Raw genomic sequence first — 22,820 nt, forward strand, 5'->3', positions numbered from 1 at the left:
GTTTGATTTTCCGGTCGTGCGAACGAAGCCGGACAGGGACCAAGGGTCGACATGAAAGACGGCGGACGCCTCGCGGCTGCAATAGAAGTTCTTACCGAGGTGGAGAACCGTCACAGGCCGGTTCAGGCTTCGCTCAAGGATTGGGGCACCTCGCACCGGTTTGCCGGGTCGGGCGACCGGACCGCGATCGGCAATCTCGTTTTTGACGCCATGCGCAAAAGAGCCTCGCTCGCCGCGGTCATGAAGGACACGTCTCCAAGGGCTGCCGTTCTGGCAACCTTTGCTCTGACTTGGGAAAAAGGGCTCGAGGCTCTGCTGGAGGCTCTCGAACAGGACCGGCATGCACCTGAAGCGCTGACAACTGCCGAGATGGTGAACCTGACGGAAACAGGTGCCGCCTTGGCCCCCTGGCAGCAGGCGGACATTCCCGAGTGGCTTTGGCCTGAATTTGAAACCCTGTTCGGCGACGATGCGGTAACGGAGGGTAGGGCGCTTGCCACCCGCGCGCCCATCGACCTTCGCGTCAACACGTTGAAAGCGGACCAGGACAAGGTTCTGAAACGCATTGCCCATACCGGAGCCGTGGCAACGAAACTGTCGCCACACGGCGCACGCATTGCTGCGAAACCGGGCGCTGGCCGCCTCCCGCATGTACAGGCGGAAGAAGGCTATCAGAAAGGCTGGTTTGAACTGCAGGACGAGGCCAGTCAGCTGGCGGCGGCCATGGCCCTTGCCGCGCCAGGTGAACAGGTTCTCGACTATTGTGCCGGCGGCGGAGGCAAAACCCTGGCTTTGGCGGCGGCCATGCAGAACAAGGGGCAGCTTTATGCGTTTGACGCGGACCGCCTGCGGCTGGCTCCGATCCATGAGCGGCTGAAACGGGCGGGCGTTCGCAACATTCAGGTGAGAGACCCGGTGTCGTCCACGCTTGAGGATCTAAAAGGCCAGATGAACCTCGTGTTCATAGATGCGCCCTGCACGGGAACCGGCGTCTGGCGGCGCCGTCCGGACTCCAAATGGCGGTTGACCGAAAAGGCCCTGTCAGACCGGTTGGAGGACCAGCGCACGGTGCTACAGCGCGCGCGTGAATATGTCAGGCCTGGCGGCCGGCTGGCCTACGTGACCTGCTCGCTTCTCCGGCAGGAAAACCAGTTTCAGGTCGACTGGTTCCTGGGAGAAAATGACGACTTTGAGCTCGTTTCGCTGAGCGAAACCTGGCGCGAAATGTTTCCCACACAACCTCTTCCCAAATATGCCACGTCCCGCGGGGAGTTGCTGTTCACACCCGCTTCGACCGACACGGACGGGTTCTTTGTTGCGTTGCTGAAGCGCAGATCCTGACAGGCCTCCAGCGTCAGGAGCAGCCGGTCATCTTCAACTCACGTGCGGTCACGCCGCTGCAGACCAAGAACTGTCGGAGCAGGCCCGTTGCCGGGGCCATTTGCGTCTGTTTCTTCCGTGCGCGGGGAGGCAGACACGTCTTCGCGACGCGTATCGCCAGAGTGAACAGGCGCATCTGTCCGCTGCGGTTCGTTCAGAGAATCGCCGTCCGGGCGCTCGTCCCGGGTCGAAGCCCGCGCAGGCTGGTCCTCGCGGGGTGATCCGGACAATCGTGAAGCGGAAACAAGCTTCAACGCGGTTTCCCGGACGCGCGGATCAAGGCCGTTGTCTGCGGCCAGTCCCGTCAGCACTGACCTTGCTTCTTCGGGATGTTTCAAGGCGGCAAGCGCTGCACCGATCGCATTGAGTGGTTCCTGCGCCTGCCGGCCCGCGTCGTGAGCCTTCATGGCATAGTCGAGCGCGCGCGCATGTTCGCCGAGTTTGCGGTTCAGGACGCTGAGCCGCACAAGGCAGGATTGGGACGCGGGTGCGAGTTTGAGCGCAGCGTCCGCGGCCAGCAGCGCGTCCTGCAATTCGCCTTTCCCGGCAAGGGCATCAGAGAGCAGTTCCAGCGCAAGCGGATCCGTCGGCGCGAGTTCGTTTGCCTTGATGGTGTACTCGATCACTTCGTCATAGCGTTTGCGCCGGAGCAAAACGTCCGCGAGGCCCAGCAATGCGCCGGTTTGCGACGGGTCTGATTTCAGTGCCTTTCTGTACGTCGCGATCGCCGCCGCGCCGTTTCCCGTTTTTGCCTGTGTTTCCGCCTGTAGTGTCAGGACAGCAGGGGAATGGGGCATAAGGACCGTGAGCCTCTCGACGCTTTCCAGCGCCGCGTCTGCCCGCCCTTCCTTCAGACAGACCGTGGCAAAGCCGAAAAGCGCATTGCGATTGTCGGGAGAACGGTCCAGCACGTCCTGAAAATTCTGGGCCGCGTTTTCGAGATCGCCAAGAAGCAGCTGACAGTTTCCAAGGCTCGCGCGCGCGTCGAGATTGTCGGGTTCCGTGAACACGATGCGCCGCAGTTGCGATTGCGCTTCTTCCAGATATCCGGCCTGAAGAAGTGCGGCGGCTGTGCGATACGCGATTTCCGTGTCCTGGGGAGACATTTCCTGAGCCCGCAGATAAGACACCAGCGCCTTGTCGAGGTCCCCGGACTTCTCCAGTGCAAGGCCTTCTTCGAATGCTGATCGTGCATTTGCGGTCATTTGAGTTCCGGGCTGTCAGAGGTTCGGTTCTTGTCTGACTTCAAGAAACCGATTTCAGTAAGAATGGCGAGCTTAGTTGACCGACGTTGCGAGGGTCAAAACGGAAATTCCTCCGTACACAGGCTTGTCGCCGTACACAACGCGCAACGGAAGGCGAGCCTTCCCCCGGGGGCTTTGATTCTGCCCGGCTCGAAAATGTGGTGAGACAGGCATTTTGCCGACGAATCCGGGTTCTCATTCCAAAAAAGACCGGTTAGAAGCTGGCCATGACCCATCATGACCGCCTCCTCATCATCGATTTCGGCTCCCAGGTCACGCAGCTGATCGCCCGGCGCCTTCGCGAGCTGAACGTTTACTGCGAAATTCACCCTTTCCAGAACGTGACCGATGCATTTCTGGCGGAGTTCAGGCCGAAGGCGGTCATCTTCTCCGGAGGCCCGTCCTCGGTCTTTGCGGACGGCGCTCCGATGCCGCCGGAAAGCGTTTTCGCTTTGGGAATACCCATCCTGGGGATCTGCTACGGCCAGCAGGTGATGATGCACTGTCTCGGCGGCAAGGTCGAAAGAGGGCATGGAACCGCCGAATTCGGACGCGCCTATGTGACGCCCGCCGAAGCGCGGTTATCGCTGCTTGACGGCTGGTTCAACGACGACAGGGAACAGGTCTGGATGAGCCATGGCGATCATGTCAGTGAAATTGCGCCGGGTTTCGATGTCTACGGCACATCCCCGAACGCGCCGTTCGCCGTTACGGCCGACACCGGCCGGAATTTCTTCGCGGTTCAGTTCCATCCCGAAGTTCATCACACGCCGAACGGCAAGAAGCTCTACGAAAACTTTGTCCGCATAGCCGGTTTCGAAGGCGACTGGACCATGGGCGCCTATCGCGATGACGCGATCGCCAAGATCCGGGAGCAGGTCGGCGACAAGAAGGTCATTTGCGGCCTGTCTGGTGGTGTCGACAGTTCGGTCGCCGCGGTGCTGATCCACGAGGCCATCGGCGATCAGCTGACATGCGTCTTCGTCGATCACGGCCTTCTGCGCCTGAACGAAGCAAGCGAAGTGGTCACGATGTTCCGTGACAACTATAACATTCCGCTGATCCACGCCGATGAATCCGACCTGTTCCTGAATGCGCTGGACGGCGTGTCCGACCCGGAACAGAAACGCAAAACGATCGGCAAGCTGTTCATCGACGTGTTCCAGAAATACGCCAACGGGATCGAGGGTGCGGAATTCCTTGCGCAGGGAACACTTTATCCGGACGTGATTGAAAGCGTGAGCTTCTCGGGCGGCCCGTCCGTGACCATCAAGTCCCACCACAATGTCGGCGGCTTGCCGGAAAAAATGGGTCTCAAACTCGTCGAACCGCTGCGCGAACTGTTCAAGGACGAGGTGAGGGAACTTGGCCGCGAACTCGGCCTGCCGGACAGCTTCATCGGCCGTCATCCGTTCCCGGGTCCGGGCCTTGCGATCCGCTGCCCGGGAGAAATCACCCGGGACAAGCTGGAGATCCTGCGCAAGGCCGACGCGGTTTACATCGATCAGATCCGCAAGCACGGTCTCTACGATGAGATCTGGCAGGCTTTTGTCGCCATTCTTCCCGTCCGCACGGTCGGTGTCATGGGCGACGGCCGCACCTACGACTACGCCTGTGCCCTCAGAGCCGTGACATCCGTGGATGGCATGACGGCGGATTATTATCCCTTCACGCATGAATTTCTCGGTGAAACCGCAACACGCATCATCAACGAGGTGCAGGGCATCAACAGGGTCACCTACGACATCACGTCCAAACCTCCCGGCACGATCGAGTGGGAGTGAAGACGCAATGCGCCTGGACCACTGAACGGCCATGATCAGGCAGCCCAGACGATCTCGCGGGAAGTGGTCATGAGAAACTCATTGGATCTGACCCCGAATTGCGAAAACTGCGCGGCCCTTTGCTGCGTCGTCTTTGCCTTCGACAAGTCGGATTCATTCGGGATCGACAAGGCCGCCTGCGAGATATGCCCCAATCTGGACGAACAGGACCGCTGCCGCATCTTCGAAAAACGGCAGGACCTCGGTTTTGGCGGCTGCATCACGTATGACTGCCACGGCGCCGGTCAGCGGGTGACACACGAGGTCTTCAACGGCAGACACTGGCGTGACGATCCGGCGCTCACGGAGCGAATGGGAGCGGCCTTGTCCGTGCTGCGCCGAATTCATGAACTGCTGGTGCTGCTTTCGTCGACAAGGCGCCTGCCGCTTTCGGACCAGGAATTGCAGACGCTCGACAGGCTTGAAGACATTCTCAACCCCGGTGCCGAGTGGACCGAAGAGACGCTGGCGGTGTTCCCGCTAGCCGACGTCACGCATGAGGCAAATGCGTTTCTGCGATCTCTGAAACATCACGCCGGGGCGTTGACTGGGGAGCGGCCTCATTCATGAGTCCGTACCCTATCGCGCGCACTTGATGCAGAAGGCGGCGGCCGGGTCGACTTCCAGCCGCTTTTCGGCAATCTCCTCGCCGCATTCGACACATTCCCCGTATTCACCTGCCTCCAGACGATGAAGGGCAGCGGAGATCTTCTGGATATCGGCACGCCTTTGTCTTTCCGATGCCTGGGCCATGGCTTGACCCTGCAGGGCATCCATGCGCGACAGTCGCCCGACCGACTGCTGGTCGAGCGTTACCGGTGCGCGTGCCTCCTCGGAGATATCGCTATAAGCCTCCAGCTCGGTCTTTAGCGCCGTGAGCTTTTCTCGAACAAGGTCTTCATCCAGCGGCATGGCTTTCCTCCATTCAACAGAATGGAGAATTCGGGCCAGGGCCGCAAGCAACCGCGTGTTCCGGCCTCATGGATGCGGATGACACACTCGTGACTTTGTGCCGCAAACCGTAATTTGCAAGTATTGGTCCGACCTGCGTGGGAGTTCAGAAATGCGTTTTCGAGGAATGAGTGTGATTGGTGCACAGCTGCTTCTGGCGGCGTTGCTTGTCACCCCGGCGAAAGCCGATAACGTGGAAATTGTCGAGGCAAGCGCACGCCAGTCTGGCAGCACCTGGACCTTTTCCGTGACGCTGAAGCATGGCGACACGGGCTGGGACCACTATGCCGACCTGTGGCAGGTCTTTACCCCAGACGGAGAGCTCCTTGGAGAACGTGTTCTGCTGCACCCGCATGTAGAAGAGCAGCCGTTTACGCGATCGTTGTCCGGTGTCGAGATACCGGACGGCATCGATGAGGTGGTCATCCGCGCAAGGGACAGCGTGCATGGCGTTGCGGACCAGGAATACCGGCTCGTCCTGCCGCGCTAGGGTACGGACAGATAAATGAGACTGAAATGGCATGCGAAATGGCGAGATCCCGTTAGGAGGGGTGCGCGGAGCGGGCTTTCTGCCCGGTCAAGCACGCTGACGCCACGGGGTGAAGCCATTTCCATGTCCTTCGGATTTGAACGGATTGCGCCTCCTCCGCGTTGCGAAAGGCTCGAAAATGAACCACATTTCCCGCGCTTCCGCTCCTTGAGGAGACGCAATCTGCCTCAAACCATTTCGGCCTCATTTATCTGTCCGCACCCTAACGCGCCATGAGCGCCAGTACGCCGTCAGCGACGAACTGGACCGACAGGGCGGCCAGAAGCACGCCCAGAAGGCGCGTGATCACCAGCTGCGCGGTCTCGCCAAGCAGCCGTTCCAGCCGGTCTGCGAGCAGAAACGCACCGAGGCAGCTCAGTAGGATGACGGCAATCACGCCCCCAAGCCCCGCGTAGGCAACCGTATCGGGGGCCTGGCTGGAGAGCAGAATGATCGCCGAGATCGTTGCGGGTCCGGAAATGAGCGGGATCGCCAGCGGAAAAATGGCGACTTCATTGACCGTCCCGTGGTGCCCCTGGGCTTCGACGGCTTTCTCCGCGGTTTCCGCCTTCCGCTCCTGTCTCTTGCCGAACACCATCTCGATCGCGATCAGAAACAGGAGAATGCCGCCCGCCACCCGGAACGCGGAAACGGAAATGCCGAGAACGTTCAGAACGGTCTGTCCCGAGGCATAGAAAATCAGCAATATGCCTGCCGCGGTGGCGGTCGCCCGGACCGCCACTTTCCGTCTGTCGGCCGCGCTCATTCCAGCGGTGACAGCGAGGAACATCGGAGCAAGACCGACAGGGTCGATCGTCACGAAAAGCATGGCAAACGCGTTGATGAAATAGTCCAGCATTCGTGTCATCCGATGCAGAATTGTGGGTGTGGATTCGGCCTTGTTACATGGGATTTGACATCACTTCGAGTGGCTGCGCGAAAATGATTTTTCCGGCCTGTGAATATGCTTCGCAACCCATTGAATAAAAACAAGAAAAGCCAATGGGAAAAGTGACCGGAAATTTGGACCGCAACCTTGAATCGGATATAAAAGACGCAGCAATAACAATGAAGTGAGATCTTCCTTGTCCGACCAGGATAACAACACCCAATCGGACGGTCTGCCGTCCGATATCAAACCGGTCTCCATCGTCGATGAAATGAAAAGCAGCTACATCGAATATGCGATGAGCGTCATCGTTTCGCGTGCGCTGCCCGACGTCCGTGACGGACTGAAACCGGTACACCGGCGTATTCTCTATTCGATGCACGAAAACGGCTATGAGTGGAACAAGCCTTACCGCAAGTCCGCACGTGTTGTCGGCGACGTCATCGGTAAATATCACCCGCACGGTGACAGCGCGATTTATGAAGCGCTTGTGCGTATGGCGCAGGACTTTTCGCTGCGGCTGCCCCTGATCGACGGACAGGGTAATTTCGGGTCGATCGACGGCGACCCTGCGGCGGCGATGCGTTACACGGAATGCCGGCTGGAGAAAGTCGCCCACAAGCTCCTGGACGACATCGACAAGGACACGGTCGACTTTCAGGAAAACTACGACAACTCCGAAACCGAACCGGTCGTTCTTCCAGCGAAATTTCCGAACCTCCTTGTCAACGGAGCCGGCGGCATCGCCGTCGGTATGGCGACGAACATTCCACCGCACAATCTGGGCGAAGTGATCGACGCGGCGATCGCCATCATGGAAAACCCGGCGATGACGCTCGCCGAACTCATGGAGATCGTTCCGGGTCCCGACTTTCCGACGGCAGGCATCATTCTCGGACGTTCCGGCATTCGAAATGCCTATGAAACCGGCCGCGGCTCGATCGCGATGCGGGCCAAGGTCGATATCGAGGAGGTCCGCAAAGACCGCAACGCGCTGATTGTCACCGAGATCCCCTATCAGGTAAACAAGTCGACGATGATCGAAAAGATCGCCGAGCTAGTGCGCGACAAGCGCGTCGAGGGCATTTCCGACATTCGCGACGAGAGCGACCGCTCCGGCATGCGTGTCGTCATCGAACTGAAGCGCGACGCAGTGCCCGACGTCGTGCTGAACCAGCTGTACCGGTTCAGCCAGCTGCAGACCTCCTTCGGTGCCAACATGGTTGCGCTCAACGGCGGCAAGCCGGAGCAGATGAATCTCTCCGACATGCTCAAGGCCTTCGTGGCCTTCCGGGAGGAAGTCGTCGGGCGGCGGACGCGGTATCTTCTGAAAAAGGCGCGGGACAGGGCCCACATCCTGGTCGGCCTGGGGATTGCCGTCGCCAACATCGACGAAGTCATTCACCTGATCCGCACGGCTCCGGACCCGGCAACGGCCCGCGCCCAGCTGATGGAAAGAGACTGGCCCGCCCATGACGTCGAACCGCTGATCAGGCTGATCGACGATCCGCGGCACCAGGTTCGCGAGGACGGGACCTACAAACTGTCCGAGGAACAGGCACGTGCGATCCTCGACCTGCGGCTGCAGCGCCTGACCGCTCTCGGCAGGGAAGAAATCGACGACGAACTAAAGAAGATCGGCGCCGAGATTTCCGAGTATCTGGATATTTTGCGCTCGCGCGCCCGCATCCAGGAAATCGTTCGCAACGAGATGCTGGAAATCAAGGAAGAGTTCGCAACGCCGCGTCGAACGGAAATCGTCGAAGGGGGGGCCGACTTTGACGATGAGGACCTGATCCAGCGCGAGGACATGGTGGTCACCGTGTCCCATGGCGGCTACATCAAGCGTGTTCCGCTCGCCACCTACCGGGCACAGCGGCGAGGCGGCAAGGGCCGGTCCGGCATGGCCACGAAAGACGAGGATTTTGTCACCCGACTTTTCGTCGCCAATACGCATACGCCGGTGCTTTTCTTCTCCTCCAGGGGGATCTGCTACAAGATGAAGGTCTGGCGTCTGCCACTCGGCGGACCGACCTCGCGCGGCAAGGCCCTGGTCAACATGCTGCCGCTTGAACAGGGCGAGCAGATAACCTCCATTCTGCCTTTGCCGGAAGACGAGGAGAGCTGGGCAAATCTGGACGTGATGTTCGCGACGATTCGCGGAACGGTCCGCCGCAACAAGCTCTCGGACTTCGTCAACATCAACCGCAACGGCAAGATTGCCATGAAGCTGGAAGACGGCGACGGCATTGTCGGTGTCGACACGTGCTCCGAGCACGACGACGTGATGCTGACAACCAATTCCGGCCAGTGCATCCGCTTTCCGGTCACCGACGTCCGGGTCTTCGCGGGCAGGAACTCGGTCGGTGTGCGCGGTATCCGCCTGGCGGATGCCGACCGCGTCATCTCCATGCAGATCCTTCATCACATCGATGTCGACGCCGAGGAACGCGCGGCCTATCTGAAGCTGTCCCGCGCCATGCGCGGTGAAGCGGACGAAAACGGCAACGGGGCGGACGAAGAAGGCGTTGTTGCCGGGGATCTGCCTCAGGAACGCTACGCGCAGATGAGCGCAGCGGAGCAGATCATCCTGACGGTTTCCGAGAACGGCTACGGCAAGAGAACGTCGTCTTTCGAATACCGGGTCACCGGGAGAGGCGGCAAGGGCATCACGGCCATGGCGGTAAACGAGCGCAACGGCGGTCTCATTGCCTCATTCCCGGTTGAGGACAGCCACCAGATCATGCTTGTGACCGATGGCGGTCAGTTGATCCGCTGTCCGGTAGACGGCATCCGCATCGCCGGTCGTGCCACCCAGGGCGTGATTGTCTTCAAGACGGCCTCGGACGAAAAGGTTGTTGCCGTTGAAGGCATTTCGGAAGTTGATGACGACGAATTCTCCGAGGATGCCGACGACGCGGACGTTGAAGGCGGAGACGGCGCATCAACTGACGGCGAAAGCGGTTCTGGGGACAACGCTTCTGGAGATGGTGAGGAAAGCGGAAGCCCGGAAAGCTGATCCGGACAAACCATGCGCTCAAACGACAACAGCGGCCAGGTTGGAACCTGCGCCGCTGTTTGCCGTTCGGGGAGAAAACTGGGAGGTATGAAAACTCAGTTCGTGGTCGGATAACGCGCCAGAATGGTCTGGTTCGCAGTCGGGGCCTTCTGTTCAACGGTGACGAAAGACACGTTGCGGACCTTCGAAGCACCGGTCAGAGACGCGGCACATTCCTCGCTCCACGCGCCCCATGCCTGGGAACTGCAGGTTTCGGATACCGGGGAAGCGGCAATGCGGTCGGTCTTGGTTGCGGACAGACCCTGTGTTGCCAGGCTCGTCAGGTTTTCGGCCTGAGAAGCGTTGCTCGGATGCAGGCTCATCATGCCCGCGGCAACCATCGTCAGCAATGCAAGTGCAAACACCGCTGCCATCTTGAAATGAACGGATACGTCCGCTGCCTTGCCCTGGAATGTAAACGGTGCGCCCGTCTTGCTTGATACGGTTGCGCTTTGTGTAACGTAGCTCCTCATCGTCCTGGCTCCTGCTCACGCCTTGTTTGTGATGAAGCCACTTTGGACCATGGAGGAAAAGTCTGATGTGACGGCGATCACAAAATATGCCCGAATTGGAAAAATGCCGAATTTGAGGGTTTTTCTTGTGAGGTGCCGGTTGGCGGAGTATGCAGTGGGCCATGACACGTATCGCGCTTTACCCGGGTTCCTTCGACCCCGTAACCAATGGCCATATGGACATTTTGCGTCAGTCGCTTGCCCTGGCCGACAAGGTTGTCGTTGCCATCGGGATCCATCCTGGAAAAAAGCCCCTGTTTTCCTTTGACGAACGGCAGGAACTGATCCACGCCTCTGCGCAGGCTGAATTTTCGAAGGAAGAGGCCGAACGCATTGATGTGATTTCCTTTTCCGACCTGGTCGTCAACACGGCGCGGGAGCAGGGGGCGATCTGCCTGGTTCGCGGACTGCGGGACGGCACCGACCTGGATTACGAAATGCAAATGGCCGGCATGAACGGCACCCTTGCGCCGAACATAAAGACGGTTTTCCTGCCGGCGTCTCCTTCGGTGCGCCACATCACCGCCACCTTGGTCAGGCAAATCGCGAAGATGGGCGGTGAAATTTCCGAATTTGTGCCTGAACCGGTTGCGTCACCGCTTCGCCGCGTTTCGCGTCCACAAGGCTGATGACAATTTCCCTGATCTGAACTTTAGGAGCTTCCTGTGTCACGACTACTTGCAGTTTTCGCCGTTCTGGCGTCGATCGCCATTCTCCCCGCCTTGGCAAATGCCCAGGTCAAGGATCCTGAAAACACGCTCTTTCTGGACCTCAAGGATGGTCGTGTCACCATTCAGCTGCGCCCCGACCTGGCTCCGCAACACGTTGAACGCATCAAGAAACTCACCCGCGAAGGGTTTTACGACGGGGTCGTTTTTCACCGGGTGATCGACAATTTCATGGCACAGACCGGCGATCCGACCGGCACCGGCCGTGGCGGTTCCAACGAACCGGACCTTGCAGCCGAATTCAACAGCGCTCCCTTCCGCAGAGGCACGCTCGGCATGGCCCGTGCAGCCAGCCCGAACAGTGCCAATTCCCAGTTCTTCATCATGTTCAACGATGGCGACTGGCTGAACGGCAAATACACGGTCTTCGGCGAAGTCGTTGACGGAATGCAATTTATCGACAATATCACGCGCGGCGAACCGCCCGCGAATCCGGACAAGATCGTCAAGATGCAAGTCGCAGCAGACGCACAATAAATCAGAACAAGCCCCGATCTAGAGACCCAAGGAGTCAGACATGGCTGAAATCAAGGATGCCGAAAATACCCTTCTCATGGAAACGAGCCAGGGACCCATCGTCATCGAAATGAAACCCGACCTTGCACCCGGACATGTTTCCAGGATCAAGGAGCTTGTGCGCGAGGGGTTTTACGACGGCATCGTTTTCCATCGGGTCATCGACGGATTCATGGCACAGACCGGCTGCCCGCAGGGAACCGGAACCGGCGGCTCGGGCCAGAAACTGAAGGCCGAGTTCAGCAACCACAAGCACGTCCGCGGCACCTGCTCCATGGCGCGCGCGATGGACCCGAATTCCGGCGACAGCCAGTTCTTCATCTGCTTTACGGACGCCCCCTGGCTCGACGGGCAGTACACCGTCTGGGGCGAAGTGGTCGAAGGCATGGATAACGTCGACAAGATCAAGCGCGGCGAACCGGTCGTCGACCCGGACAACATCGTATCCCTGAAAGTCGCGGCCGACGCTTCCTGATCGGCGCAGATGACACCCATTCGGCAGCGCAGACACCTCGTCTGCGCTGTTTTGTTTTATGTGCTGTTCCCGGCAGTTGACCTTGCCCTGCCACGGCGATAAGAGCGCCGGAACGGCAGAGACCTGACCGCAACAGCCTGATCAACGCAGCAAACACCGGATTGACCTGAACGCCATGCGCGTCGACGACTTCGACTTCGAGCTTCCCAACGAACGCATCGCCTTGCGCCCTGCAAAGCCTCGCGACGCCGCGCGCATGCTCGTGGTTCGTCCCAGCGAACGCACTGTTTTCTCGGACATGGGTGTCCGGGACCTGCCGATGCTTCTGGAGCCGGGCGACGCTCTGGTATTCAACGACACGAAAGTCATTCCCGCCCAGCTCGAAGGCCGGCGCCTGAGAGGCGATGTTTCGGCGGGCATCAGCGTAACCTTGCACATGCGCTGCGCCCCTGATCAATGGCGCGCCTTTGCCCGCCCTGCGAAAAAGCTGCAGATTGACGACGTCGTGGAATTTGAAAGGGCAGGGGCAAGACTGTCGGCAAGGGTCGCGGAAAAGTCCGAAGCGGGCGAAATCCTGTTGTGTTTCGAGGCTGCCGGACCGGATCTGGATACCGCGATCGCCTCCGTCGGCCATGTTCCTCTGCCGCCCTATATCGCGCAAAAGCGCGCGGAAGATGCGCAGGACAAACAAGATTACCAGACCATTTTCGCCGCAAAGGACGGGGCCGTCGCCGCACCGACCGCCGGCCTGCACTTCACGCCTCAATTGCTGGAAGCGCTCGAGGAGCGCGGAATTGAGCAGCATATCGTGACGCTCCATGTCGGTGCGGGAACATTCCTTCCCGTCAAAGCGGACGATACGGACGACCACAAGATGCACGCCGAGTGGGGCGAGGTGTCTGAAAAGACGGCTGCAGCCCTTCGGCAGGTCAAGGCGCGCGGCAACAGGGTCGTGAGCGTTGGAACGACGTCACTCAGGATTCTCGAGAGTGCTGCGCAAGCCGATGGGTCGATCCAGCCGTTCGCCGATGAAACGTCGATCTTCATCACGCCCGGCTACGAGTTCAAGGCAATCGACGCCTTGATGACCAACTTCCATTTGCCGCGCTCGACGCTGTTCATGCTGGTGTCGGCCTTGTCCGGACTGGATACGATGCGGGCTGCCTATGCGCATGCGATCGCGAACGAGTACAGGTTCTACAGCTACGGGGATTCATCACTCCTTTTTCCCGCAAAACGGAGCGAGACCGATCGCGATGTCTGAGCAGAAAAAAACGTTCGATTTCAAACTTCTGGCAACAGATGGCACGGCCCGGCGCGGTGAGATAACGACACCGCACGGCACCGTTCGCACGCCGGCATTCATGCCGGTGGGCACACAAGGCACGGTCAAGGCAATGTACCCGGGCCAGGTCCGCGAAACCGGCGCCGATGTGGTTCTCGGAAACACCTACCACTTGATGCTTCGCCCGACCGCCGAAAGGGTCCACGCCCTCGGGGGGCTGCACAAGTTCATGAACTGGCCGCACACGATCCTGACCGATAGCGGTGGCTTTCAGGTCATGTCACTCGCTCAACTGCGCAAGCTTGACGAGGAAGGCGTGCGCTTCCAGAGCCACATAGATGGCCGCAAATATCACCTGACGCCGGAGCGGTCGGTCGAGATCCAGGGCCTTCTCGGATCCGACATCCAGATGCAACTCGATGAATGCATCCGGCTTCCGAGCCCGAGGGAAGAAGTGCAACGGGCGATGGAACTGTCCCTGCGATGGGCGGAACGCTCACGCACACAGTTTGAAGCGATGCAAGGACCGCAGAAGGGGCAGGGGCTTTACGGCATCGTGCAGGGCGGTGATCAGCGGGACCTGCGCATCCGCTCGGCGGAAGAACTTGGAAAACTTCCCTTCGAAGGCTACTCGGTCGGTGGCCTGGCGGTTGGAGAACCGCAGGACGTAATGCTGGCCATGCTGGACATCACCACGCCCGTGATGCCCGCCGACAAGCCACGCTATCTCATGGGAGTGGGAACGCCCGACGACCTGCTGGAAAGTGTCAAACGCGGGATTGACCAGTTTGACTGCGTCATGCCCACACGCGCCGGCCGTCACGGACTGGCCTATACGAAATTCGGCAAGGTCAACCTGAAAAACGCACGGCATCAGGATGATCCGCGCCCCCTTGATGAAGCGAGCGACTGCCCGGCTGCAAACACCTACAGCCGCGCTTATCTTCATCATCTCGTACGCGCGGGGGAAGGCTTGGCGGGCATGTTGCTGACGTGGAACAACATCGCCTACTACCAGCGGCTCATGAAAGGCATGCGCGACGCCATAGAGGAAGGCCGGTTTGCCGACTTTTACGCCGAAACAAAGGAAAACTGGGCGCGTGGAGACATCGCGCCCGTTTGATCACTGCTGACGAACCAAGTCACAGTCAGGCGGCAAAACCGTCGGACTTGGTCAGGTAGCACCCGGAAATCCGCCAGGACCCGTCTTCCTGCTGCTCGAAGCTGTAGAGAGCGAGCCAGTTCTTGCCCTTCGGACCGACGACATAGACCTCCTGTGTCGGACCGAGTTTGGTCATCTTCGATTGACCGAACGTCACGCTTTGCGGTCGGTAAACCGGCTGATATCCCTGCTTGACCATCTGCATGAAGATTTCCGGGCTCTGAAATTTCTGCTGCAGGGAATTCGTGGCAAACGAGAACGCCGCCTGGGCATTTCCGGCGGCAAATGCGCTCATCTGATCCTTGATGATGCCCTGAAAGGCGCTGGCATCAAGTGTCTCGTCCGCTGCCGCGGACCCCGCCATAAGCAGTCCGGCAACACTCAAGCCGGCCAGGGACTTCAGGAAATTGAAACGCACCATGGTCGTTGTCTCCTTTGCTGGATCATGACCAAGTATACGGCGTAATCGCCCAAGCGGATCGGGTGATCCAGGTGCTGTCCACTGCCCAAGCGACAGAAAAACGCACGGCATTCGCTTCGAGAAGAAGGGATCTTGTCGTTTTGCCTGCGGGCAATACCACTGTTAGCGTGAATAAATCCAATAATATCAACAACGAATGCCACCGAACAAAACACCCGCTATGGTCTATTGGTGCATTATGACTGGAATAGACGGCCGCTTATTCTTTCCGCCGGTCAACCGGTTGCGTGCCGACTTGAACGCAAAAGGCCTGTAAAAAATACGGATCAGCCAAACGGCAACAGGCCAGAGGACGAAAAAAGCCGGTTCACCTTGCGAACCGGCTTCAATCTTGCGTGGGTCTGGTCCGGAGCCTGACCTGAGAAGTCTACTCTGCAGCGACCTGGCGCTGCCCCTGGAGTACGTCTCTCATGAAGGGGACCAGGTCATCCGCGAGTTTCGGATCGTCCATTCCAAAGGCGACATTGGCGCTGAGGAACCCGAACTTGCTACCGCAGTCATAGCTCCGTCCCTCAAATTTCAGGGAGGCGAACTTCTGCTGGGACATGAGCGAAATCATGCTGTCGGTCAGCTGTATCTCGCCGCCGGCACCTTGCCCTTGCGCCGAAAGCAAATCGAAGATTTCGGGTTGAAGAATGTAACGGCCGGTGATCATCAAGTTGGACGGCGCTGTGCCCGGCGCCGGTTTCTCGACCATGTTCGAGATTTCGCTGGAAACCGTGTTGATCCGCTCGGCGAGCTCGACAATGCCGTACTGGTGTGTCTGGTCTTCCGGAATTTCCTCGACGGCGATGATGTTGCCGCCGGTTTGATCATAAAGGTCAACCATTTGCTTCAGGCAGCTGACTTTCGACTTGATGATCACATCGGGAAGAAGAATGGCAAACGGTTCATCGCCGATAATGTCACGCGCGCACCAGATTGCGTGGCCGAGACCGAGCGGTGCCTGCTGACGGGTGAAGCTGGTGGATCCGGGTTGCGGCCGGTGTTTCTCGAGCAGTTCGAGCGCCTCGGTCTTGTTCCGCGCCTTCAGCGTGTCCTCGAGCTCATAGGCCATGTCGAAATGGTCTTCGATGACGTGCTTGTTGCGTCCCGTGACGAAAGCAATGTGCTCAATTCCGGCAGCCCGCGCCTCATCGACCACATATTGGATGATAGGCCGATCCACGATCGTCAACATTTCCTTCGGAACCGCCTTGGTGGCCGGCAAAAACCTCGTACCGAGCCCAGCGACAGGAAGCACTGCTTTGCGAATGGGTTTGTTCATGTGGAGCCTTCTCACGCTTACTGACACTCAAAGTCGCATCAATCTGTTCATGAAAGAACGAAACAGACAATAAACTCAGGGTTCTGAGTGGGTATATATCGCATTGTAATCTCGAAGAATTGCATCGCGGTTAAATTTCTAGATCAAATCGATACCAGGCTCTTGCAGAGCCACATATGTGTATCGATACCCGAAAATTGCGACATAAATATATTCGCGCAAGCCGCCTTTTTAATCGATTTAATAAGCCTGAGGAATTGCAGAAAACAGACGGTTGCAGCTTTCTCAAAAGAGCGCTATGGAACACGCGAAATCGGTGCGGGCCTGTTTATGTTGATACGGGCACGTGCGGAGCCGTCCTTTTGAGCAAGGTTGAGAATGACTGAGGCGAACCGGGAAATTCAGGTTGGAAACGTTACGTTCAGCAACGATGCGGCTTTTGGTCTCATCGCCGGTCCATGTGCCCTCGAAAGTCGCGACCATGCGCTCGAATGCGCGGCTGCCATCAAGGAAATTTCCGAGCGAGTCGGGATTGCGACGGTCTACAAGACCTCCTTCGACAAGGCCAACCGCACGTCGCTGACCGGCGGACGCGGCATCGGCATGAAAGAAGCCCTGCCGATATTTGCCGAGGTCAGGGAACGCTTCGGACTGCCTGTCGTGACCGACGTCCACGCTGCCGACCAGTGCGCACCGGTGGGAGAGGTTGTCGACATCCTGCAGATCCCGGCGTTTCTCTGCCGGCAGACCGATCTCCTGGTGGCCGCTGCGCACACGGGCAAGGTCGTCAATGTCAAGAAGGGCCAGTTTCTCGCCCCCTGGGACATGAAGAATGTTCTTTCGAAGGTCACCGGTTCGGGAAACCCCAACGTTCTTTTGACGGAGCGGGGCGCCAGCTTCGGTTACAACACGCTTGTGAGCGACATGCGCGCACTGCCGATCATGGCGCAGACAGGGGCCCCCGTCGTCTTCGATGCCACCCATTCCGTTCAACAGCCGGGCGGGCAGGGCGGCTCGACCGGTGGTGACCGGACGATGGTACCCGTGCTGTCGCGCGCCGCGGTCGCGGCCGGTGTCGCCGGCTTGTTCATTGAAACGCACCCGGACCCGGACAAGGCACCGTCGGACGGACCGAACATGGTTCCGCTGAAGGACCTAGAGGCCTTGCTCCGGCAGCTGAAGGCGATCGACACCGTCATCAAGACGAAAGCTTAGGAACGGGACGAAGCCCGCCTGGCCAGAACTCAGATTACTGGAGCGCATCTCCAGCCCAATAGCCGAATTCGCGGCCCCATACGCGCCGGTACTTCATCGGCGGATGCCAATAAATGTCCATGCGACAAGGGAGTTATTCCATGACCGCCATTATCGATATCGTCGGACGCCAGATTTTCGACAGCCGGGGAAATCCGACCGTCGAAGTCGACGTCTTTCTTGAAGACGGGTCTTTTGGCCGCGCCGCGGTCCCGTCGGGTGCCTCCACGGGCGCACACGAAGCCGTCGAACTTCGCGATGGCGGTGACCGCTACATGGGCAAGGGCGTTCTCAAGGCCGTTGAAGCGGTCAACGGCGAGATCTTCGAGACGGTCGGAGGGCTTGATGCGGAGGATCAGCTGCAGATCGACCAGGCCATGATCGACCTGGACGGGACGAGCAACAAGGCGCGTCTCGGCGCAAACGCGATCCTCGGCGTTTCGCTTGCAGTCGCCCGGGCTGCGGCACAGGCTTCCGGCCTGCCGCTCTACCGCTATGTCGGCGGCACCTCTGCGAGAACCCTGCCGGTTCCGATGATGAACATCATCAATGGCGGCGCACATGCCGACAACCCGATCGATTTCCAGGAATTCATGATCATGCCCGTGGGAGCTGACACGCTCGGTGAGGCGGTTCGCATGGGCACCGAGATCTTTCACACGCTGAAAAAGGCGTTGAATGCGGCCGGTCACAACACGAATGTCGGTGACGAAGGCGGCTTCGCCCCGAACCTTGAATCGACCGATGCCGCCATCGGTTTCGTGATGAAGGCCATCGAGACCGCCGGCTACAAGCCGGGTGAAGACGTTTATCTGGCGCTTGATGCGGCCTCTACCGAGTTCTTCAAGGACGGCAAGTATGTTCTCGAAGGTGAGGGACGGTCGCTCGCTCCCGAAGAAATGGCGCAGTATCTCGGCGATCTCGCTTCCCGGTATCCCATCATTTCCATCGAGGATGGTCTCGCGGAAGACGACTGGGACGGCTGGAAGGCAACCACGGACCTGATCGGCAACACGTGCCAGCTCGTCGGCGACGACCTGTTCGTGACCAATTCGGAGCGCCTGCGCAAGGGTATCGACCTTGGCGTCGCCAATTCCATTCTGATCAAGGTCAACCAGATCGGTACGCTGTCCGAAACCCTGGACGCCGTGGAAACCGCGCACAAGGCTGCCTATACGGCGGTCATGTCGCACCGTTCCGGCGAAACGGAAGATTCAACAATTGCCGATCTGGCGGTTGCGACGAACTGCGGTCAGATCAAGACCGGGTCGCTGGCCCGCTCCGACAGGCTCGCGAAATACAACCAGCTGATCCGCATCGAGGAAGAACTCGGTCCCCAGGCCGTCTACGCGGGACGTTCGATCCTCAAGGGTTGAGACCCGTCGTCGTAGAATGCGAAAAAACCCCGCTGAAAGGCGGGGTTTTGTTTTTGGTTAGCGGTAAATCGAAATCACGTGGCGTCCGGGTCGGAGCGCGTCTCTTCGGCATGCATCAGGGCAGCCGCGATCGTTTCGGCTCTTTCCGCGCCGGCAAGCACGAACCGCCCGTCGATGATGAAGCAGGGCACACCGGTAATTCCGGATTCCTGCGCCTTTGCGATTTGTGCTTCCGTCTTGTCCAGATCGGTCTCCGTTTCCAGAAGCTGTTCAACCAGATCTGACTCCATCCCGGCTTCTTCCGAGATCCGCACGAGCGTCTCGGCCTGTGTCAGGTCCTCTCCGTCCAGGAAATAGGCCTTGAACAGCCGTTCCACCACATCGCTCTGGACATTGTCGGCGCGTGACCAGAGGACAAGGCGATGGCAATCAAGCGTGTTCGGTGAAAGCTTGATGTCCTCGAAGGCAAACGGAATGCCTTCCTGTGCACCGGCCTCCCTGATCCGCTCGTAGACGGAAGCGGCATTTGCCGCACCACCGAACTTGTCGTTCAGATACTGCTGCCGGTCCTTGCCGGACTTCGGCAAGGTCGCATCCAGCTGGAACGGATGCCAGCGCACCTCGACATTCAGCTGCGGGACGGATTTGAGAGCCGCCTCAAGCCGTCTCTTGCCGATAAAACACCAGGGACACATGACGTCGGAGACGACGTCTACGGTAAGCGGAGCGGTTTCGTTCATATCAGACCCGATTTGTTCTTTTGTCCGTACCCTAGTGATTTGGGCCCGAATGCCAAGTTCGTTTTTACACAAGGACCCATTTGCGCGCTGCGCTCTCACAAATGGTATCAAGGCAGCCCATATCCGGCGAGCAGGCAAAAGCGGCGCCCGGCAAACCCGAAATCCGGGTCATGGCCGACCGCTGCGGTCAAACGGTGCTACCGGACGGTATGTGTCAGGATCGAGCTTATGCGCTTTTGCAGCCGCACGGTGCCGGCCTGATTTTTCAGGACCGCGACCGGACCGAGATCCTTGACCAGGCAGACCAGATCCTCGTCGCGGCTGGTTGCATCGGCAATCGACAGCAAGGTGGTGTAGATTTCATCGAGATCGGTTTCGGACGTGACCTCGATGCCGAAGCTCTGCGGCTCCAGGCGCATTTCCCAAAGATCCAGACCACGTGCCGCGAGGGCATCGCTGCAGGTCTTTAGATAATTGGCGTAGTACTCGCTTCCGAGACCGCCATCGTTGATCTGTTGACGCAGCCACATCTGGCTTTCGGCAAGAATCCTGTCAGCCAGCCGCCGCCTCTTGCCGAAACGAAGGGCGGTTATCATGCGTTGTGTCAGCGTTTCCTTGCAGTTTTGTCCGATGATCACATCCGATGCGCCGTTTCGAAACAACAGCGCCGAGTCTTCCTCGTCTTCGCAAACGGCGAGCACCGGAAGGCCTGCAAATCTGGCGTCTCTTCTGATCTGCCGGATGTAGTCGATTGCATCTTCAAACGCGGCATCTATGACAACGGCATCAAATGCGCGCATGGACATGTATTCGACCGCCATCTTGCCGTCGAAGGCACCGACAACCTCCACTTTCTCGTTGCTGGCATCCTGCCATTCGAGAAAGCGGCCACTCAGGCCGACCACCATCAGGCTGCTGCTGCCCGTATGGTGGGGTGCTGACCCGAAACCGGGAATCCGGCCAAAGATCTTGCGCCGCAGCTGCGCTTCTTCGGACCGCATCAGCGCACGCTGATGAATGCAGATGAGCATCAGCAGGACGTCATCGGGAACCACGCGGTCAATGATCGCAGTGGCCTGAACATCTTGCGGCAGACTGCTGCCGCCATCGGTCAGAACGTAAACCGGGACGTCGCAAGGCAGGGCCTTGATATGAGGAAACAGCCAGTCGAGAAAACCCGCCGGTTCGTGGTCATCAAGACGGTCCATGTCGATCACGACGGCCGCGGGAAGCGCAGTCGGCGGTACGGCATTCCGTTCGAACATGTTCAGGAGCGAAACATCCAGATCTTCCGGTGCGTCGCCGTTGCTGTTCCGCTTGGGCCGCCGTCCTGCATACCAATAAGGTCCACGCCACGAAAGCGACGTTTCATAGTCCATGCCCAGTCCCCACCTAGAGCACCTGATGCTCGTTCATGTGACACATGATGCCCTTACTACACGGATTCGATCAACCTGCAGATGTCCGGGAGGTTGCGTCGTGTTCGATTACACGTTCATGCCACCGCAGCCGGCAGCCTCTGCGTCCGCATCGTGAGTTTTTCCCGGAAAATCGTGCCGTCCGGGTTGCGCGGCAGCGACTGAAGGATCAGGACCCGGTGCGGTATCTTGGCGAGATCTACCCCTTCGGCATCGAGATACGCAAAAAACGAGGCCGCATCCGGTACGGTTGCGGTGTCGGGCACGATTGCCGCGTAGAGTCTCGATCCCAGAACCGGATCTTCCACGACAAAGGCAGCCGCTTCTCGCGTTCCCGGATAGCTTGAGTAGATGACGTCGATGGTCTCGAGATTGCCGGTTCCCAGCGCATAGGCGCCCGGAATACCAAAACCGGAAATGCCGTCCTCCACGAGTTCGACCTTGATGTTCGTGTTGAGGAAGCCTGTGCCCTCCCAGCGGACCCGTCTCTGGTCGCCGTTGACAGTGCGCCAGCCGATCTCCGGGACCATGGGACCCTTGACGAGGAGCGTTGGCAGGCGTGCCTCGATCTCCTCCGTCACCGCGACTTCTAGTAGGGCTGGCCCGCTTTCACACCCGTTCGGCCCGTCATGCTTTCCCAAGGCGGTTGCCTTGACCTTGGCGGACGGCCCCCTGGCCTTGGCAACAAGCGCAAACTCGTCGGCAACATGAACATCGACGAGGGGACGCTTAGCAACGAATGTGTTCGGGTGCGGCGAGGAAATGTTCCAGGCTGCCAGGATCGTTGTATCCGGGTTGGTGAGCTTTCGGTCGAGCGTCTGCGCCAGCGGGCCGGGTGTCATCACGACATCGGCGCCGACATCGTTGGCATGCGTCGCCAGGTTGGCGAGCGATGTCGGATGATGCAGATGTAGCGTGCTGCCCGTCGCCAGAAAGGGAACAAGTCCACCGCCCAGCCCGGTCAGGCCGCTGAGCGAATAGGGAACCAGGATCGTGCTGCCATCCTGGAGGTCCGCCTCGCTGATCACCATCTGCGCAGCCGAAATCCAGTGGTTGTGGCATCGGCTTACCGGTACGTTTTCCTCGCCGCTCCGGCTCCAGCAGATCGTTGCCGTATGATCGGCCGGATCAGGGCGCTCCTGAGGCTCGAAGGTGAGCCCGTCACCCATCTCCGCCAGCATCGGCGCAAGTTCAATCAGCCCGTCCGGCACATCCTTGCCGAGCCCGAACACGAACCGCAGCGCAAACAGATCGCCGGCGACGTCGCGCGCCGCTGTGCCCACGTCCCGCGTTTCAATCCGGTCTGCGGCAATGAAGCCTTTGGCACCAATGGAATTCAACGCCTCGAGAACGTTCTTCTGCCGCCAGTGGAGGGGCAGGGGTGAAACGATGAGATCTGCCCGCAACGCTGCCAGAAAGGCTATGACCGTATCGACGGTGTTCGGCGCCTGGATCCCGATGACATGATCTGAAGACAGGCCGACCGTGTTGTAGAACGCGGCGAGCCGGTCGATTTCATGGTCAGCCTCGGCATAGGTCAGGCTGCGCGGGTCGCCGCCTGTCCAGGTCGCCCGGTCCGGCGCGTCAACCAGGGCAAGCCGATCGGGATGTTCTGCAGCCGTTCTGCGAAAGAGTTCATCAAGCGGCAAATCGGACCAGGCTCCGCTTTCATGATACTCCTTGGCAAGGTGTTCTTTCGTGACTTTCATGTTTTCCTTCGTCCGTTGGTCCG

At 59.2% G+C, this 22,820-nt stretch carries 21 protein-coding genes; 12 read left to right on the forward strand and 9 right to left on the reverse strand.

Going from position 1 to position 22,820, the window contains the following annotated elements; translation table 11 throughout:
• Window positions 1-51: 51 nt before the first annotated feature.
• Window positions 52-1,341, forward strand: a complete 1,290-nt coding sequence (locus tag ACO07N_RS21815; protein WP_421983041.1) for an RsmB/NOP family class I SAM-dependent RNA methyltransferase — start codon at window positions 52-54, stop codon at window positions 1,339-1,341.
• Window positions 1,342-1,379: 38 nt separating this feature from the next.
• Here the strand turns inward: ACO07N_RS21815 and ACO07N_RS21820 are convergent, their stop codons facing one another.
• Window positions 1,380-2,585 (reverse strand): tetratricopeptide repeat protein, encoded by a 1,206-nt coding sequence (locus tag ACO07N_RS21820; protein WP_421983042.1) that lies wholly within the window; start codon window positions 2,583-2,585, stop codon window positions 1,380-1,382.
• Window positions 2,586-2,851: 266 nt separating this feature from the next.
• On the opposite strand from ACO07N_RS21820, the gene guaA reads away from it, so the two are divergent.
• Both guaA and ACO07N_RS21830 read left to right on the forward strand, forming a co-directional pair.
• On the forward strand, window positions 2,852-4,408 hold the full coding sequence (gene guaA, locus ACO07N_RS21825; protein ID WP_421983043.1) for a glutamine-hydrolyzing GMP synthase: 1,557 nt from the start codon (window positions 2,852-2,854) through the stop codon (window positions 4,406-4,408).
• 69 nt (window positions 4,409-4,477) lie between these two features.
• Window positions 4,478-5,017: a hypothetical protein gene (locus ACO07N_RS21830; RefSeq protein ID WP_421983044.1), complete on the forward strand. Its 540-nt coding sequence runs from the start codon at window positions 4,478-4,480 to the stop codon at window positions 5,015-5,017.
• Window positions 5,018-5,026: 9 nt separating this feature from the next.
• Here ACO07N_RS21830 and ACO07N_RS21835 read toward each other — a convergent pair whose 3' ends face one another.
• A complete protein-coding gene (locus tag ACO07N_RS21835; RefSeq protein ID WP_421983045.1) occupies window positions 5,027-5,359 on the reverse strand; it encodes a TraR/DksA family transcriptional regulator in 333 nt (110 codons plus the stop codon).
• A gap of 151 nt (window positions 5,360-5,510) precedes the next feature.
• Here ACO07N_RS21835 and ACO07N_RS21840 point away from each other — a divergent pair, with 151 nt between their 5' ends.
• On the forward strand, window positions 5,511-5,888 hold the full coding sequence (locus ACO07N_RS21840; protein WP_421983046.1) for a hypothetical protein: 378 nt from the start codon (window positions 5,511-5,513) through the stop codon (window positions 5,886-5,888).
• Window positions 5,889-6,150: 262 nt separating this feature from the next.
• On the opposite strand, the gene ACO07N_RS21845 is transcribed toward ACO07N_RS21840, so the two are convergent.
• On the reverse strand, window positions 6,151-6,786 hold the full coding sequence (locus tag ACO07N_RS21845; protein WP_421983047.1) for a MarC family protein: 636 nt from the start codon (window positions 6,784-6,786) through the stop codon (window positions 6,151-6,153).
• A 226-nt stretch (window positions 6,787-7,012) separates the two neighbouring features.
• Between ACO07N_RS21845 and gyrA the strand changes: the two genes are divergently transcribed.
• Window positions 7,013-9,835: a DNA gyrase subunit A gene (gyrA, locus tag ACO07N_RS21850; RefSeq protein WP_421983048.1), complete on the forward strand. Its 2,823-nt coding sequence runs from the start codon at window positions 7,013-7,015 to the stop codon at window positions 9,833-9,835.
• Between the two features lie 95 nt (window positions 9,836-9,930).
• Here gyrA and ACO07N_RS21855 read toward each other — a convergent pair whose 3' ends face one another.
• Window positions 9,931-10,347, reverse strand: coding sequence for a phosphopantetheine adenylyltransferase (locus tag ACO07N_RS21855; protein WP_421983049.1), 417 nt, complete (start codon window positions 10,345-10,347; stop codon window positions 9,931-9,933).
• Window positions 10,348-10,508: 161 nt separating this feature from the next.
• On the opposite strand from ACO07N_RS21855, the gene coaD reads away from it, so the two are divergent.
• From coaD to tgt, 5 genes are all read left to right on the forward strand, one after another.
• Window positions 10,509-11,015, forward strand: a complete 507-nt coding sequence (gene coaD, locus ACO07N_RS21860) for a pantetheine-phosphate adenylyltransferase (protein WP_421983050.1) — start codon at window positions 10,509-10,511, stop codon at window positions 11,013-11,015.
• Window positions 11,016-11,051: 36 nt separating this feature from the next.
• Complete coding sequence (locus ACO07N_RS21865) at window positions 11,052-11,591, forward strand: peptidylprolyl isomerase (RefSeq protein WP_421983051.1); 540 nt, start codon at window positions 11,052-11,054, stop codon at window positions 11,589-11,591.
• A 40-nt stretch (window positions 11,592-11,631) separates the two neighbouring features.
• Entirely contained in the window at window positions 11,632-12,105 is a 474-nt protein-coding gene (locus ACO07N_RS21870) for a peptidylprolyl isomerase (protein WP_421983052.1), read from the forward strand.
• A 175-nt stretch (window positions 12,106-12,280) separates the two neighbouring features.
• On the forward strand, window positions 12,281-13,369 hold the full coding sequence (gene queA / locus ACO07N_RS21875) for a tRNA preQ1(34) S-adenosylmethionine ribosyltransferase-isomerase QueA (protein ID WP_421983053.1): 1,089 nt from the start codon (window positions 12,281-12,283) through the stop codon (window positions 13,367-13,369).
• Window positions 13,362-14,513, forward strand: a complete 1,152-nt coding sequence (tgt, locus tag ACO07N_RS21880; protein WP_421983054.1) for a tRNA guanosine(34) transglycosylase Tgt — start codon at window positions 13,362-13,364, stop codon at window positions 14,511-14,513. Before queA ends, tgt begins: the two co-directional genes overlap by 8 nt.
• A gap of 25 nt (window positions 14,514-14,538) precedes the next feature.
• Here the strand turns inward: tgt and ACO07N_RS21885 are convergent, their stop codons facing one another.
• Window positions 14,539-14,973, reverse strand: coding sequence for a DUF4864 domain-containing protein (locus tag ACO07N_RS21885; protein ID WP_421983055.1), 435 nt, complete (start codon window positions 14,971-14,973; stop codon window positions 14,539-14,541).
• A gap of 427 nt (window positions 14,974-15,400) precedes the next feature.
• A complete protein-coding gene (gene galU, locus ACO07N_RS21890) occupies window positions 15,401-16,300 on the reverse strand; it encodes a UTP--glucose-1-phosphate uridylyltransferase GalU (RefSeq protein WP_421983056.1) in 900 nt (299 codons plus the stop codon).
• Window positions 16,301-16,678: 378 nt separating this feature from the next.
• Here galU and kdsA point away from each other — a divergent pair, with 378 nt between their 5' ends.
• A complete protein-coding gene (kdsA, locus tag ACO07N_RS21895) occupies window positions 16,679-17,515 on the forward strand; it encodes a 3-deoxy-8-phosphooctulonate synthase (protein ID WP_421983057.1) in 837 nt (278 codons plus the stop codon).
• 140 nt (window positions 17,516-17,655) lie between these two features.
• Window positions 17,656-18,930 carry a phosphopyruvate hydratase gene (eno, locus tag ACO07N_RS21900; protein ID WP_421983058.1) on the forward strand — a complete coding sequence of 425 codons (1,275 nt, stop codon included), beginning with the start codon at window positions 17,656-17,658 and terminating at the stop codon, window positions 18,928-18,930.
• 74 nt (window positions 18,931-19,004) lie between these two features.
• Here the strand turns inward: eno and ACO07N_RS21905 are convergent, their stop codons facing one another.
• The 3 genes from ACO07N_RS21905 to ACO07N_RS21915 all read right to left on the reverse strand — a co-directional run bounded on the left by ACO07N_RS21905 (window position 19,005) and on the right by ACO07N_RS21915 (window position 22,797).
• Window positions 19,005-19,670 (reverse strand): DsbA family oxidoreductase, encoded by a 666-nt coding sequence (locus ACO07N_RS21905; protein ID WP_421983059.1) that lies wholly within the window; start codon window positions 19,668-19,670, stop codon window positions 19,005-19,007.
• 197 nt (window positions 19,671-19,867) lie between these two features.
• Window positions 19,868-21,049 (reverse strand): hypothetical protein, encoded by a 1,182-nt coding sequence (locus ACO07N_RS21910; RefSeq protein ID WP_421983060.1) that lies wholly within the window; start codon window positions 21,047-21,049, stop codon window positions 19,868-19,870.
• 116 nt (window positions 21,050-21,165) lie between these two features.
• Window positions 21,166-22,797 (reverse strand): AMP-binding protein, encoded by a 1,632-nt coding sequence (locus ACO07N_RS21915; RefSeq protein ID WP_421983061.1) that lies wholly within the window; start codon window positions 22,795-22,797, stop codon window positions 21,166-21,168.
• Between the last annotated feature and the right edge of the window lie 23 nt (window positions 22,798-22,820).

Source organism: Roseibium sp., from assembly GCF_965229775.1.
GTDB lineage: Bacteria > Pseudomonadota > Alphaproteobacteria > Rhizobiales > Stappiaceae > Roseibium.

Excerpts from the sequence above, each read along its gene's own strand:
- ACO07N_RS21815 (WP_421983041.1), top strand. The coding sequence starts at position 52 with ATGAAAGACGGCGGACGCCTCGCGGCTGCAATAGAAGTTCTTACCGAG.
- ACO07N_RS21820 (WP_421983042.1), bottom strand. The coding sequence starts at position 2,585 with ATGACCGCAAATGCACGATCAGCATTCGAAGAAGGCCTTGCACTGGAG.
- guaA (WP_421983043.1), top strand. The coding sequence starts at position 2,852 with ATGACCCATCATGACCGCCTCCTCATCATCGATTTCGGCTCCCAGGTC.
- ACO07N_RS21830 (WP_421983044.1), top strand. The coding sequence starts at position 4,478 with ATGAGAAACTCATTGGATCTGACCCCGAATTGCGAAAACTGCGCGGCC.
- ACO07N_RS21835 (WP_421983045.1), bottom strand. The coding sequence starts at position 5,359 with ATGCCGCTGGATGAAGACCTTGTTCGAGAAAAGCTCACGGCGCTAAAG.
- ACO07N_RS21840 (WP_421983046.1), top strand. The coding sequence starts at position 5,511 with ATGCGTTTTCGAGGAATGAGTGTGATTGGTGCACAGCTGCTTCTGGCG.
- ACO07N_RS21845 (WP_421983047.1), bottom strand. The coding sequence starts at position 6,786 with ATGCTGGACTATTTCATCAACGCGTTTGCCATGCTTTTCGTGACGATC.
- ACO07N_RS21855 (WP_421983049.1), bottom strand. The coding sequence starts at position 10,347 with ATGAGGAGCTACGTTACACAAAGCGCAACCGTATCAAGCAAGACGGGC.
- coaD (WP_421983050.1), top strand. The coding sequence starts at position 10,509 with ATGACACGTATCGCGCTTTACCCGGGTTCCTTCGACCCCGTAACCAAT.
- ACO07N_RS21870 (WP_421983052.1), top strand. The coding sequence starts at position 11,632 with ATGGCTGAAATCAAGGATGCCGAAAATACCCTTCTCATGGAAACGAGC.
- queA (WP_421983053.1), top strand. The coding sequence starts at position 12,281 with ATGCGCGTCGACGACTTCGACTTCGAGCTTCCCAACGAACGCATCGCC.
- tgt (WP_421983054.1), top strand. The coding sequence starts at position 13,362 with ATGTCTGAGCAGAAAAAAACGTTCGATTTCAAACTTCTGGCAACAGAT.
- ACO07N_RS21885 (WP_421983055.1), bottom strand. The coding sequence starts at position 14,973 with ATGGTGCGTTTCAATTTCCTGAAGTCCCTGGCCGGCTTGAGTGTTGCC.
- galU (WP_421983056.1), bottom strand. The coding sequence starts at position 16,300 with ATGAACAAACCCATTCGCAAAGCAGTGCTTCCTGTCGCTGGGCTCGGT.
- kdsA (WP_421983057.1), top strand. The coding sequence starts at position 16,679 with ATGACTGAGGCGAACCGGGAAATTCAGGTTGGAAACGTTACGTTCAGC.
- eno (WP_421983058.1), top strand. The coding sequence starts at position 17,656 with ATGACCGCCATTATCGATATCGTCGGACGCCAGATTTTCGACAGCCGG.
- ACO07N_RS21905 (WP_421983059.1), bottom strand. The coding sequence starts at position 19,670 with ATGAACGAAACCGCTCCGCTTACCGTAGACGTCGTCTCCGACGTCATG.
- ACO07N_RS21910 (WP_421983060.1), bottom strand. The coding sequence starts at position 21,049 with ATGGACTATGAAACGTCGCTTTCGTGGCGTGGACCTTATTGGTATGCA.
- ACO07N_RS21915 (WP_421983061.1), bottom strand. The coding sequence starts at position 22,797 with ATGAAAGTCACGAAAGAACACCTTGCCAAGGAGTATCATGAAAGCGGA.